A 12,469-nucleotide genomic window follows, 5' to 3' on the forward strand; every position below is an offset into this window, starting at 1 on the left:
AAATAACTGCGCATTCAAAATGCGTAGCCTTTCCAACATTAAGCCACACGATTCGGTCACTCATTTTGCAAGTGGCCACGGCATCTCGCACGCGGCATCTTCATTCACACGGCGGCCCAAATCAATTTCACTGACGGTGTTCTCGGCGCTAGCCTTCATGCGCTCAATATGCCCGAAGTACTCGGGGTCGTTGTCGCGCTCGTGCTTGGCGGCATGGTCAAAGGGATTGTCAGCATCGGCGTGCCGCTTGTCGCCATGCCCATACTGAGTCAGTTCTTGCCGATCAAGCAGGCAGTGCTTCTTCTTTCGATGCCCATCATTCTCGGCAATATCCCCCAAGCGCTGGAAGGCGGTGAGATGCTGCCAACGGTTCGCCGTATTGCGGCTCCGCTGATTGGCACCGTTCTGGGAAATATCGTGGGCGTGACGGTGTTGATTTCACTCGCGCCGCATCGCGCGCAAGCGGCGGCAGGTTGTTTGCTGATGCTTGCTGCGCTTTTGTTGCTCGCGGCGCCGAAGCTCACGCTTTCGCCTCGCTTGGCCAAGCCCGCTGGCTTGGCATTCGGATTTGGCGCGGCCGTGATGGAAAGCATTGCGTCGGTGCCCGGCCCTTTGCTCGCGATGTATCTGATCGCGACAGGCGCAACAGGCAAGGCATTTACGAAACAGATCGCGATCATCCTCGTTGTATCAATCCTCACCCTGATCCTCACGTTCAGCGGAGGCACTCATACGAGCCTGAGCGACATCGCTATTTCGACGGCGGCAAGCGTTCCTGTCATTATCGGCATCGTGCTTGTGCGCCCGCTTCGCGACAAACTGCCGCCGGGCGCATTCCGAATGTTGGTGCTGCTTTTTGTACTTGCCGCCGCGTGTCAGATGATCTGGAAGTCAGGCATATTGTAAGGGTGCAGAGGCCGATGGCCCGCTAGCAACGCAGTGCACGCCGGCGCGGGCGCGGGCGTCATCAATCCGTCAATCCGGGATCTCGGGCTCGACCAGCTTTGCCAGTTGAAGAAGCGACTCTTGCCAGCCGAGGTAGCACATCTCCACGGGAATGACGTCGGGTATGCCCTCCTGGACGATGGTGAGCTCGGTGCCGCAGGACACTTGCCGCAATGAAACAGTGACGTCCATCTGGCCGGGCAGGTTCGAGTCGTCGAATCGGTCCGAGTAGCGGATCTTCTCGAACGGCACCAGTTCGGCGTACTCGCCACCGAACGAGTGGCTGTTGCCGGTGGTGAAGTTGCGGAAGGACATTTTGTGTGTGCCGCCTACACGGGCATCCATGTGGTGGACCTGACAGGTGAACCCGTAAGGAGGAAGCCACTTCGCTATTGCATCGGGTTCGAGGAAGGCCCGATAGATACGTTCGGGAGTCGCGCGCAAGACGCGGTGCAGACGGACGGTTCCGGTAGTCATGGTGTGATCGCCTTTCAGTGGAGAAGTGGGACATAACCCTACGACGTTTCGGCGACGCTGGTATCGACATAAATCAAGGTCAGTAAAAACCCCTAGGTGCCGACAAGTTTCACCCGCACCCGACGCTTCCTTCGAGTAGGGTGATTGCCATTCCAGCGTTCGGCGGATGCGGTCCGCGATATCCGGGGTTACATCGCATCGCATCGGTCTGGTAAAAATGTGAATCTTTTTCCCCAACGTGTCGAACTGGACGGTCTTCCTTCGTCGTCCCAGTAGCAGCATACGGTTTGCCCGCGCGTTCACTGCGCGTTCGTTGCGCATTCAACCAAACACCGACAGGAGCTTTTCCATGACGATTCAAAAGATCACGCCGTTTCTCTGGTACTCCGAGGAAGCTGAGGAAGCCTCTGCTTTCTATGCGGATATCTTTCCAGACTCGCGCGTCGTTCGGGTCACTGCGGTGACGAGCGCCGGTTCCACGAAGCTCGTCGAATTTGTGCTCTCTGGGCAGCCTTTTTTCGCCATGAGTTCCGGAGGAGGCGACTCGTTCAACCACTCGGTATCTCTTGTGGTCAGTTGTGACGATCAGGAGGAACTTGACCGCTATTGGAATGCTCTTCTCGAGGGCGGCGGTTCGCCCGAGGCATGCGGCTGGCTGAAAGACCGCTTCGGCGTCTCGTGGCAGATCGTTCCCTCCGATCTCATCCCGATGATGTCGGACCCCGATCCTGTAAAGGCCACGCGCGTTGCCGAAGCCATGATGAAAATGGTGAAGTTCGATGCCGCCACGCTGAGAGCCGCTTATTCGGGAACAACCGATTAACGACAGGCCCCGACCTTGATGTGCGCGATTCAAAAGCCCTGCGCCACTGCGAGTGGGTTAAGTTTAGCTAAGTCAAGCAGTGCCGGGGTGCGATCGTGGCGTGAACAATAAACTGGCGGGCGGTGCCGCTAGCATCCGAGCCTGAGCAACCCGGGAATGCTGTGACGTCAGGATTTTCGGCGCCGCTCACCAGGGAACGACGCGTCCCAGGTAGTCCAGGTAATGCAATCCAGAGCGCCCTTCGTAAGCCTCCATTGTGCTCAGCAAGTTCGGGATACTTTCCTCAATACCCAGACGCCCCTCAGGACCGCCCATATCTGTTCGTACCCATCCAGGCGCCATCAGTAACAAGGTTCTTGCGTCGTTCCGGTGACGCGCGGCAAAGCTACGCATGAACATGTTGAGAGCAGCCTTACTGCCTCGGTAGACCTCGTAGTTGCCGTTAGTATTGTTAGTCAGGCTACCTTGCCCGGACGACATGACGCCAATCGTTCCGGCCGGCTCCACGAGATCCTGAAACGCCTCGATTATCCTCATCGGACTCAACGAGTTCGTCACCATCACGCGCACGAATTCCTCGGTCGACACATCGGCGATCGTTTCACGATCATCATTTTTGACGCCGGCATTCACGAAAAGCACATCCAGTCTTCGATCTCTAAGGCGACGATGTAACGCGGTGACCTGGTCGGGAATTGTGATATCGACTGCTTCAACTTCCAGCGCACCTCGGGTGCTTGCCGAGAGGTGGCGCAGCTTTTTCATTGAGCTCTCCCTGCCGGTGGCTATGACTCGCCAGCCGCGCTTGAGGTATTCCTCGACCATTGCAAATCCGAGGCCGCGGGATGCACCGATGAGGAGGACAGTTTTCTGCGGAGTTGTGTCTTGCATTGATCATTCCCTTAAGTCATGAGCCGATACAGGGAATATATCGACGAGAGATACATGGCGGAAGACGCAGCGGGTGCACTTATAACGTGCAGCAAACGCCATGTCCTAATCGATAATGCTACGATCAGCCATGACAGAACCCGATCTGAATTTACTCATCGCGCTCGACGTATTGCTTGCCGATGGCAGCGTGGCCGGTGCTGCGCGTCGGCTGGGATTGAGTGCCTCGGCAATGAGCCGAACCTTGGCCCGGCTCCGCGCGGCGACCGGTGACCCGTTATTGGTTAGGGCCGGGCGCGGTATGGTATTGACACCCCATGCAGAGGCACTGCATCAACGCACTCAGAATGCGGTTCATGAAGCACGTGCTGTACTTCGTCCCTCAACAACGGAACCGGATTTTTCAACGTTGCAGCGGACCTTTACCATTCGTGCCAACGACGGTTTTGTGGAAGCCTTCGGCGCCGCGCTGATCGCCGCGGCGACCGCTGCTGCGCCGCTCGTGCGTCTGCGTTTCGCGCCCAAGCCCGAGAAGACGGCGGCGTATTTGCGCGACGGCTCCGCTGATCTTGAGATCGGTGTCTTGAGCGACATGGGACCGGAAGTCCGTGTGCAAGCACTATTCCGGGATCGGTTTATTGGTGTTGTCAGGCAGGGTCATCCGCTCGCGTTGGAGCGCGAGGCGACGGCCGAACGGTACATCGCCTTCGGTCATGTCGTCGCTTCACGACGCGGTCGGGCAACCGGACCGGTTGACGAGGCGCTAGCCGCCTTAGGGCTTGAGCGAACAATCGTCGCCGTGGTTCCGAGTTTTCCCGCCGCGCTCGCCGTGGCGCGAGCCTCCGACTTGATCGCGCTCGTGCCTGCATCTCTGATGGCCAATCTACCTGAACAGCAAGGGTTGCCCACGGCCGTCACCACTTACGCCTTCGAGCTTCCCGTTGCGACCGGGGAGATCACGGTATCGCAGATGTGGCATCCTCGTTTAGAGGTCGACCCTGTTCATCGCTGGCTCCGACGACTGACGCTGACTGTATGTCGCGAACGGCTGCGTGTGTGAAACGGCAGACGGAAGCGCACAGGCATTGTCCTCATTTCCGTTATGCAAAACGACTGCACGCGCGCTCAGCTTCAGCCGCTGCGTGACAGAGTATTAGCTTTCTTGATACTGCCTTCAGACATGCTGTTTTCTTGAATTTGACTCCGTACACTTGTTTTCAAGGCGACGAACTGCGCGCCGTGATAACAAAAGTCCCAGGAGACAAAAGTGAGCAAACAGATATTGCTGGAGGATCTTCCTCTGCGCCGCTTCCATCTGCGAGTGGCATTCAGCGGGACCGGTGGCCAGTTCAGCGATGGCTTCGTGCTGGGGATCATCGGCATTGCGGTGAGCATGGCATCCGTGCCGCTTCATTTGACTCCGCTCTGGATGGGGTTGCTTGGCGCTGCGTCCCTGGCGGGCCTGTTTCTCGGGAGCATGTTCGCCGGTCCGATTGCGGACAAGTACGGCCGACGCACTATCTTCGCGTTCGACATGTTGTTGTTCGCTATCATTTCGGCGGCGCAATATTTCGTGACTTCGCCGGCACAACTATTGGTCCTTCGCTTGCTGCTAGGATTGATTCTTGGTGCGGACTACGTAGTAAGCAAGTCACTCGTGACCGAGTTTTCGCCACGCCGTTATCGCGGCCGCTTGCTCAGCGTGCTTGCCGCCGCATGGGCTGCGGGCTACGTCGGCGCCTACCTTATCGGGTTTGTCATCCGTGACATTGGCCCCGACGCATGGCGAATCATGCTGGCCGCGAGCGGGATCCCGGCACTCCTCATTCTTCCATTCCGCCTGGGCGTGCCGGAGTCGCCGATGTGGTTGATGAAACGCGGGCGGCGCGACGAGGCGCTTGCAATCATACGTCGCAAATTCGGGCCTGAAGTCATCCTCCCTGAATCGTCACCCTTGTCTTCGTCACCAGCGTCTCAGCAACGACGCGGCGCGTGGTCGCAATTGTTCTCGCCGCGCTGGCGCAAGAACACGCTGGTCGGGTGTGTGTTCTATACCTGTCAGGTCGTCCCGTATTTCGCGCTGGGCACGTTCTCCCCGAAGGTGCTCCAGGCCCTCCAGGTCAAGGACAACTTCGTAGGAGGCCTGATTTATAACGTCCTGCTCTTCGCGGGAGCAATCGTTGGTCTTTTGATCGTCGACAAGCTGTCGCGCCGCGCCTTCCTCATTGGCACTTTCTACCTCGCAGCGGTGGCCCTGGCGATCCTTGCTTACGCGGGATTCGGGCCAATAGGAACCATGATCGCGTTTGGTCTCTTCGCCTGCATTCTTTCAGCGGCCGCCAATCTTGAGTTTGTGTATCCGCCCGAACTTTTTCCGACTGACCTGCGTGCATCGGGCGTTGGACTGGCGGTCGCCTCCAGCCGGTTTGGTTCGGCCATTAGCACGTTCCTTCTTCCGTTGGCGATGCAGCACGTGGGCATTCACTCGGCACTCGGTGTGTGCGTTGGTGTATTGGTATTCGGTGGCGTCTTTTGCCAAGTGTTTGCGCCGGAAACGGGCACTGCAAACCTGTCGGACATGAGTCCCGGGCAAAGTAATGAAAGCGAGTCTGCAATGGGCGGCGAACAGGGTGCCGCGCTTGCCGCCTGGTCAGACAGCAACAGGAAATAACACCAGTTGACGCTCCGAAGAAGCGACGCGCCAGATGACTTATCCTGCGGTGTCATGCAAGGACAACATTTAACAGAGCCCATCATGTCGCTGAACAAGCCAATCGATATGCACGCGGTACAAATCTTCGTTGCCGTCGCGGAAGAAGGCAGCATGTCCGGAGCAGCGGCGCGGATGGGCATTTCTCAATCGGGTGTCTCCCAGATCATCCGGCAACTCGAAGAAGAACTCGGTGTGGTGCTCGTCAATCGAACCACTCGCCCGCTGGCGTTGACGCCGTTCGGCATAGCGTTACGAAACCGTGGGGCGATACTGAGCGAGGAAATCGCGAACCTGAAGGCCCAGGTCGTTGAAGCAGGGCAAGGGATCAAGCCTGACCTGCGCATCGGGCTGGTCGACTCGTTTGCGGCGACTTGCGGGTCGGTCTTCACCAAGCGCCTGCTGGGGAAGGTTTCAAGACTGTCCATACGCACTGGATTGAGTCCTCAACAGGGCGAGGCATTGCTCCGGCGGGATCTGGATCTTATCGTCACAAGCGACGCGCTGATGGACGCCAACGACGTGGTGCGGTACCGGCTCTTTTCAGAGCGCTACCTTGTCATCACGCCAAAGGATGCGCACAAGTCTGTCCGGACCGTCGAAGACGTTCGAGCGCTGGCAAACTTGCTTCCGATCGTACGCTTCAACCGGACCTCGCAGGTTGGCATGCAGATCGAGCGCTACCTGCGCCGGATCGAGCTGCGTATGCCGATCCGTCTGGAACTCGATAACGCCGATGCCCTGACGTCGATGGTTGCCGAGGGTATCGGATGGGCAGTGACTTCGCCAATGTGTTTGCTGCAGGGCGCGGCGCATGCGAGTCGGGTAACAACCCATGTGGTGGACAACCTGGGACTTGAACGGTCGCTTTACCTGGTCGCGCGCCGCGACGAATACAGCGCGTTTTTTGAAGACGCATGCGAGACGGCGCGCGAGGTGATCGAAACGTCTTTCCTGCCCAGGCTGAAAGCGTTGGGCCGAGGGATTGAAGAACTGATTGTTGTTGATGAAAAGAATGTTGGTCAGAGCAATGTTGATGAAAGGAACTCACATGAATAAGCCTGTTTATAACGATCCACAAACCGAATCACGAACTGAACGCGACTACGTTGGCGAAGTCACCATACCCGGCGACAAACTGTATGGCGTCAACACAGTAAGGGGCGTTGAAAATCTCAGCGTCTCGCCGCTTGGCATCGCGCACTATCCGCAGTTCCGGGACGCGTTTGCACAATGCAAGTGGGCTGCCGCGTTAGCCAATCGTGACAATGATGTGCTGACTGAACAGCAGTGCGAAGCGATCGTGCGTGCGTGTCAGGAAGTCATTGCGGGACAGTTTGATGATTCGCTGATCGTCGATCTGCTGGAAGGGTCCGGCGGCACCTCGACCAACATGAATTTCAACGAGGTCATCGCCAATCGGGCGCAGCAGCATCTGGGGCAAGCATCCGGGTCATACGACGTGATCCATCCGAATGACCACGTGAACCGTTCGCAATCGACCAATGACGTTTATCCAGCTGCTTTGAAGATAGCAACGCACGCGATGCTCGAACCGCTCATCACGGAAATAGTGCTACTTGCGGCGCACTTCGACACTAAGGCGACGGAATTCGCCGACATCCTCCATCTCGGCCGCACGTGTCTGCAAGATGCGCAGCCGATGCGACTGGGGCAGGTCTTTGGCGGCTACGCGGCGCTTACCCGGCGTCTGGCGGAAGAACTTGCGGCCGTACGCGACAAACTCCGTACGCTTCCGCTTGGTGGTACCGCGATCGGTACGGGTTTTGGCGCCCCCGCGGGATATCGATCGGCTGTCTATCAGCATCTCTCAAGCATCACCGGCGTGGAATATAGGGCACCGTCGAACCCCTTCGATGCCATGCAGAACATGGACGTGTTTTCTCGCGTTTCGGGCGAACTGCGTACCTGCGCGGCGTCTCTGGCGAAGGTCGCTTCGGATCTGACCGTGCTGTCGTCCGGCCCGGTAGGAGGCCTCGGGGAATTGCGTCTTCCTGAGGCTCAAGCCGGCTCGTCCATCATGCCGGGCAAGGTCAACCCGGTCTTGCCAATGGCCATGGTCCAGTTGAGTTTTGCTGTTATCGGAAATGACGTTGCAGTCGCTCAGGCGGTTCAGTATGGCGAACTCGAGATCAATCACTTCGAGCCTGTCGTGGCGTCTCGTGTGTTCGACAGCATCATGCTGCTGACCAACGGCATCCAACGATTCGCGCAGAAGTGTGTAGCCGGTATTACGGCCGATGTCGCACGAAACGAGCAGCACCTGATGGATTCGATGGCCATGGCAACCGCGCTCGTGCCCAAACTTGGATACGCTCGTGTGAGCAAACTGGCTCGCCAGTCCGTCGCTGAAGGTCGCCCGCTGCGCAGCATACTGGAGGAGTCCGGGCTGCTGGCCAAAGACGATACGTTGGCGGCCATTCACGAGGCCTCGCTCCCGGTTTTCGGCGTGTAAGCAATAGTGGATGGTGGTGGTCGTCGCTATACGCCAGAAAAAAACCGCGCTGATTGCTGAGCGCGGTTTTTACATTGAGCTCGCGATAAGTGCGCTCTTTATCGTTAGATTTACTGGGCCTGGATCTTTCTCGGCTTTGGCGGCGTTTGCACCTTGCTGTACTGGAACTCTGGCGTGTCTTTCAGTGCTTCCTTCGTTGCGCCCGCCAGATAGAAGTTGCCGTTACGTATGTCGAGCGAGGCAATGGGGACGGCGACGTCATGCGTGGCGACACCAAGGAAGCCACCGGTTGCGATGACGGCCGCTGAAACTGTCGTATCCGGCGAAATGACCAGATCGAGGATGGAACCGATTTTCTCGTTCTTGTCGTTGTAGACCGCTTTCCCAAGGATGCTCTTTTTAGCGCTCCAGCCCTGCAGCAATGCTTGCGACTGTTGGACCGTCACGGACAGCGGCTGGGTGCCGGCCACTTGTGCTTGCGCACCCATGCTTGCCGCGCCAATCAGGGTTGCAACCGTCACGCTTTGCCAAATTTTCATATCGATTTCTCATTTCAGTAGGGTCAACGGTATGCGCAATTTCCAGGCCTGCCAGGCATGTTTCGTCCTTCCCTGCTGTTGAAGCTGTCGCTGACTGCGCTGCACGGTCATCAATGCTCGTTTCCATGTACGCTCTCACGCGGTCAGCGCTGCGTTCGCCCGACGCTCGTAGGCGTCGCGATCCTTAAGGTACACAGACTTATTTTGCGCGGCCATGGGTGCCACAAGCATGCCACCGCAGGCATCCCAAGGGACACCCAGCGGGGACAACGTAACCCGCCTCTAAAGCTGTTGCGTTGCACAAAAGTTGACTCTGGAGGCCCTCCGGACTTACCCCAATGCAAATTAGTATTAGTTTGCGGTTTCAATTTCAGTGGTGAAATATTCGTGACAGGGCTAACTTGCACACATGGCGTGGCGCAATGCGGCCTATGCGAATCGCCCCAAAAAAATAGCGGGTCAGGAGGAGGACAGATGGACACCATTGCGAGTGCTACGGCGTGTCGATGCGGAACGTGCGGTTATTGCCGCGCCGCACGCACGGACGCCCGGCGCGCCAACATTGTCCAGCCGGACCTGGAACTGGTCGCTGTGCCGCGCGACGAGTCGTTCAAGGTCTGGTCGCACGGTTATCCATATCGCACGGTGCGCTGGCACTTTCATCCCGAATACGAAATCCAGGTCATTACATCGACGACGGGAAAATACTTTGTAGGCGATTACATCGGCAACTTCGCGCCCGGCAATCTGGTGATGACGGGAACGAACCTGCCGCACAACTGGGTCAGCAATGTGTCGCCGGGCGAGCGTGTGGATGAACGCTGTCTTATCCTCCAATTCGATGCCGAGGTCGTCGCTAACGCCATCAAGGTGTTCCCGGAACTCAAGTGCGTGGAGTCCTTACTCGATGCATCGCGTTGGGGTGTGCTGTTCACACCAAGAACGGGTGCGGCCGCTGAACCCATCATGCGCGAGATGCTGGGCGCGCAAGGCATGCGGCGCATCACGTTGTTTATTGAGTTGCTTGACTTGCTCGTGCACAGCGCAGAACAAATCAAGCTCGCGAGCGCCGCTTATCGTGCGGACCCGGCGCGGTATGCCGAGACGCGCATCAATCATGTGCTTTCTTATATTGGCAAGAATCTGTCCCAGGAGTTGCGCGAGACGGAGTTGGCCGAACTCGCGGGACAAAGCGCCAGCGCCTTTTCACGATATTTCCGCCGGCATACCGGTGTGCCATTCGTGCAATATGTGAACCGGCTGCGTATTAACCTTGCGTGCCAATTGCTGATGTCGGGTGAACTGACTATTACCGATATCTGCTATCAGGTCGGCTTTAATAATCTTTCGAATTTTAATCGTCAGTTCCTGTTGCTGAAGGACATGTCGCCGTCGCGATGGCGCGCGTATCAGCAGCTCAATGCTGCGAGCGCGACGGAATCGTCCGACGCTGCGGACGCCCTGGAAGCGTTTGATTAGCGCGGGTAGACCGCGGGACGCGGGTTAGAACATGGAATCGCGCGACGCGAACTTATCTTGGTGGTTCGCCGAGAATGTGCCGGGTTCTTCCTCGACGTAGCCAAGGTGTTGGCGCGGGCTAATAGACTATATTTTGCACTACGGAGTAAATGAATCGTGACGCAGCGAGTGCCCGGTATCCACGCTGACGAAATTGACGTGAACGCGCACGATCGGCACTTAGTGGGACATCGATATCACTGGAAAACGAACCAGCTTTAACAAGAAGCTTCACCCGCGGCCTAAGTAAGACTCAGGCAAGACCGCAACAAGTCCCAAGCACGGCGGCATCTGCGCCGTCATTTTTAAAAAAACGGAGACATTCGATGACCAGACTTTCGAACCAACTGATCGGCGCCGGCGTGCTGAGCCTTGGCCTCAGCCTCATAAGCAGCACGGCTGCATTCGCCGCGCCCAGTGGCACGGTCGCCTTTCTGATGCCCGACCAGGCGTCGACGCGCTACGAACAGCATGACTTCCCGGGCTTCAAGGCGGAAATGGCCAAGCTCTGCCCCGACTGCAAGGTGCTCTACCAGAACGCCAATGCCGACGTCGCGACGCAGCAGCAGCAGTTCAACTCGGTGATCGCGCAAGGCGCGAAGGTGATTGTCCTCGACCCGGTGGACTCCACTGCCGCTGCGTCGCTGGTTCATATGGCACAAGGCCAGGGGATCAAGGTTATCGCCTATGACCGGCCTGTGCCTTCGACGCCGGCCAACTATTACGTATCGTTCGACAACGAAGGCATTGGCAAGTCCATCGCGGAGTCGCTCGTCCAGCACCTGAAAGACACGGGTGTGCCGACATCCAGGGGCGGCGTGCTCGAGGTCAATGGTTCGCCGACCGACGCGGCCGCGGGACTGATCAAGAAGGGCATCCACGCCGGCTTGGCGGGCAGCGGCTACAAGACGCTGGCCGAGTACGACACGCCGGACTGGGCGCCGCCGAAGGCCCAGCAGTGGGTTAGCGGACAGATCACCCGCTTCGGCTCGCAGATTGTGGGTGTCGTGGCGGCGAACGATGGTACGGGTGGCGGCGCCGTCGCGGCCTTCAAGGCAGCCGGCGTGAACCCGGTGCCGCCGGTGACCGGCAACGACGCGACGCTTGCGGGACTGCAGTTGATCATCGCGGGCGACGAGTACAACACCATCCTGAAACCGAGCGAGATCGTCGCGGCTGCAGCGGCGAAAGTGGCTGTCGGCTTCCTGTCCGGCCAAACCCCGAAGGGTGAAACGACGCTCTTCAATACGCCGTCCCAGCTCTTCAAGCCGGCGGTCATCACGGCGAAGAACCTCAAGGCCGAGGTCGTCGACAAGGGCTTCGCGAGTGCCAAGGACCTGTGCACCGACCGTTATGCCGACGGCTGCAAGAAGCTCGGCATCACGAACTGAACCGTCACGAACTGATTCGGCGCGACGCCGGACGGGATCCGGCTCGTGCCGGGTCCCTCTACTCTTAATGAGGTATCCGTCCCATGACTGACGACTCCACAACACGGTCCAGGCGCGGTGAGCTGGTGCTCAGTCTGCGCGGCATCTCGAAGCACTTCGGAGCGGTCTCGGCCCTGACGGACATCGAGCTCGACGTGCATGCGGGCGAGGTGGTCGCCCTGGTGGGTGACAACGGCGCCGGGAAATCGACGCTGGTCAAGGTGCTCGCCGGTGTGCATCAACCCAGCACCGGCACGCTCACGTTCGGCGGCAAGGAGGTCGTACTCCCCGATCCAGGCGCGGCGCTCGATCTCGGCATCGCCACGGTCTGGCGTTGCCCGCCCGATAGCGACGCGACCACGTCGCGCACACTCGGAATGCGGGCCGATAACTCGTTCAGGAGTGTCCAGGCCTTCACCTCCATGGCGACCTCGTCGAGGCGCAGCGGATTCAGTTCGCGTCCAAGGTAGATGTTCGCAACGACATCGAGGTTCTCGCAGAGCGAGAGGTCCTGGAATACCGTGGCGATGCCGAGATCGAGCGCCGCGCCTGGATCGGGTAGTACGACCTCCTTGCCGCCTAACGTGATCGTGCCGGAGGTGGGTTGATGAACGCCGGCGAGCACCTTTACCAGCGTCGATTTCCCGGCGCCGTTGTCAC

Annotated in this window: 12 protein-coding genes and 1 pseudogene; 9 read left to right on the forward strand and 4 right to left on the reverse strand. The window is 58.5% G+C overall.

Annotated features, from left to right (window positions below; translation table 11 throughout):
* Positions 1-168: 168 nt before the first annotated feature.
* The gene (locus JWR14_RS13555; RefSeq protein ID WP_299707283.1) at positions 169-906 is read left to right on the forward strand and encodes a TSUP family transporter; all 738 of its coding nucleotides are present in this window, start codon (positions 169-171) and stop codon (positions 904-906) included.
* A gap of 69 nt (positions 907-975) precedes the next feature.
* Here the strand turns inward: JWR14_RS13555 and JWR14_RS13560 are convergent, their stop codons facing one another.
* Positions 976-1,422 carry an SRPBCC family protein gene (locus JWR14_RS13560; RefSeq protein WP_299707286.1) on the reverse strand — a complete coding sequence of 149 codons (447 nt, stop codon included), beginning with the start codon at positions 1,420-1,422 and terminating at the stop codon, positions 976-978.
* Positions 1,423-1,771: 349 nt separating this feature from the next.
* On the opposite strand from JWR14_RS13560, the gene JWR14_RS13565 reads away from it, so the two are divergent.
* Entirely contained in the window at positions 1,772-2,245 is a 474-nt protein-coding gene (locus JWR14_RS13565; protein ID WP_299707288.1) for a VOC family protein, read from the forward strand.
* A gap of 186 nt (positions 2,246-2,431) precedes the next feature.
* Here JWR14_RS13565 and JWR14_RS13570 read toward each other — a convergent pair whose 3' ends face one another.
* The gene (locus tag JWR14_RS13570) at positions 2,432-3,136 is read right to left on the reverse strand and encodes an SDR family NAD(P)-dependent oxidoreductase (RefSeq protein WP_299707291.1); all 705 of its coding nucleotides are present in this window, start codon (positions 3,134-3,136) and stop codon (positions 2,432-2,434) included.
* Positions 3,137-3,266: 130 nt separating this feature from the next.
* Between JWR14_RS13570 and JWR14_RS13575 the strand changes: the two genes are divergently transcribed.
* From JWR14_RS13575 to JWR14_RS13590, 4 genes are all read left to right on the forward strand, one after another.
* Positions 3,267-4,196 (forward strand): LysR family transcriptional regulator, encoded by a 930-nt coding sequence (locus JWR14_RS13575; RefSeq protein WP_299707294.1) that lies wholly within the window; start codon positions 3,267-3,269, stop codon positions 4,194-4,196.
* 207 nt (positions 4,197-4,403) lie between these two features.
* Entirely contained in the window at positions 4,404-5,807 is a 1,404-nt protein-coding gene (locus JWR14_RS13580; protein WP_299707297.1) for an MFS transporter, read from the forward strand.
* 84 nt (positions 5,808-5,891) lie between these two features.
* Entirely contained in the window at positions 5,892-6,905 is a 1,014-nt protein-coding gene (locus JWR14_RS13585) for a LysR family transcriptional regulator (protein ID WP_299707300.1), read from the forward strand.
* Positions 6,898-8,322, forward strand: coding sequence for an aspartate ammonia-lyase (locus JWR14_RS13590; RefSeq protein ID WP_299707303.1), 1,425 nt, complete (start codon positions 6,898-6,900; stop codon positions 8,320-8,322). Before JWR14_RS13585 ends, JWR14_RS13590 begins: the two co-directional genes overlap by 8 nt.
* A 110-nt stretch (positions 8,323-8,432) precedes the next feature.
* Here the strand turns inward: JWR14_RS13590 and JWR14_RS13595 are convergent, their stop codons facing one another.
* Positions 8,433-8,861: a PRC-barrel domain-containing protein gene (locus JWR14_RS13595; RefSeq protein ID WP_299707307.1), complete on the reverse strand. Its 429-nt coding sequence runs from the start codon at positions 8,859-8,861 to the stop codon at positions 8,433-8,435.
* Between the two features lie 474 nt (positions 8,862-9,335).
* On the opposite strand from JWR14_RS13595, the gene JWR14_RS13600 reads away from it, so the two are divergent.
* From JWR14_RS13600 to JWR14_RS13610, 3 genes and pseudogenes are all read left to right on the forward strand, one after another.
* Positions 9,336-10,340 carry an AraC family transcriptional regulator gene (locus tag JWR14_RS13600; protein ID WP_366144535.1) on the forward strand — a complete coding sequence of 335 codons (1,005 nt, stop codon included), beginning with the start codon at positions 9,336-9,338 and terminating at the stop codon, positions 10,338-10,340.
* Positions 10,341-10,705: 365 nt separating this feature from the next.
* On the forward strand, positions 10,706-11,770 hold the full coding sequence (locus tag JWR14_RS13605; RefSeq protein ID WP_299707310.1) for a sugar ABC transporter substrate-binding protein: 1,065 nt from the start codon (positions 10,706-10,708) through the stop codon (positions 11,768-11,770).
* Between the two features lie 83 nt (positions 11,771-11,853).
* A pseudogene (locus JWR14_RS13610) lies at positions 11,854-12,036 on the forward strand (ATP-binding cassette domain-containing protein); the annotation flags it as partial.
* Between the two features lie 11 nt (positions 12,037-12,047).
* Here the strand turns inward: JWR14_RS13610 and JWR14_RS13615 are convergent.
* Positions 12,048-12,469, reverse strand: a 422-nt coding sequence (locus JWR14_RS13615; protein WP_299707313.1) for an ATP-binding cassette domain-containing protein, incomplete at its 5' end; no start/stop codon positions are given.

It is taken from the genome of Caballeronia sp., from assembly GCF_028292365.1.
Lineage (GTDB): Bacteria > Pseudomonadota > Gammaproteobacteria > Burkholderiales > Burkholderiaceae > Caballeronia.

Coding starts and splice junctions, on each gene's coding strand:
- JWR14_RS13600 (WP_366144535.1), top strand. CDS start 9,336: ATGGACACCATTGCGAGTGCTACGGCGTGTCGATGCGGAACGTGCGGT.
- JWR14_RS13605 (WP_299707310.1), top strand. CDS start 10,706: ATGACCAGACTTTCGAACCAACTGATCGGCGCCGGCGTGCTGAGCCTT.
- JWR14_RS13595 (WP_299707307.1), bottom strand. CDS start 8,861: ATGAAAATTTGGCAAAGCGTGACGGTTGCAACCCTGATTGGCGCGGCA.
- JWR14_RS13585 (WP_299707300.1), top strand. CDS start 5,892: ATGTCGCTGAACAAGCCAATCGATATGCACGCGGTACAAATCTTCGTT.
- JWR14_RS13565 (WP_299707288.1), top strand. CDS start 1,772: ATGACGATTCAAAAGATCACGCCGTTTCTCTGGTACTCCGAGGAAGCT.
- JWR14_RS13555 (WP_299707283.1), top strand. CDS start 169: ATGCCCGAAGTACTCGGGGTCGTTGTCGCGCTCGTGCTTGGCGGCATG.
- JWR14_RS13570 (WP_299707291.1), bottom strand. CDS start 3,136: ATGCAAGACACAACTCCGCAGAAAACTGTCCTCCTCATCGGTGCATCC.
- JWR14_RS13590 (WP_299707303.1), top strand. CDS start 6,898: ATGAATAAGCCTGTTTATAACGATCCACAAACCGAATCACGAACTGAA.
- JWR14_RS13575 (WP_299707294.1), top strand. CDS start 3,267: ATGACAGAACCCGATCTGAATTTACTCATCGCGCTCGACGTATTGCTT.
- JWR14_RS13560 (WP_299707286.1), bottom strand. CDS start 1,422: ATGACTACCGGAACCGTCCGTCTGCACCGCGTCTTGCGCGCGACTCCC.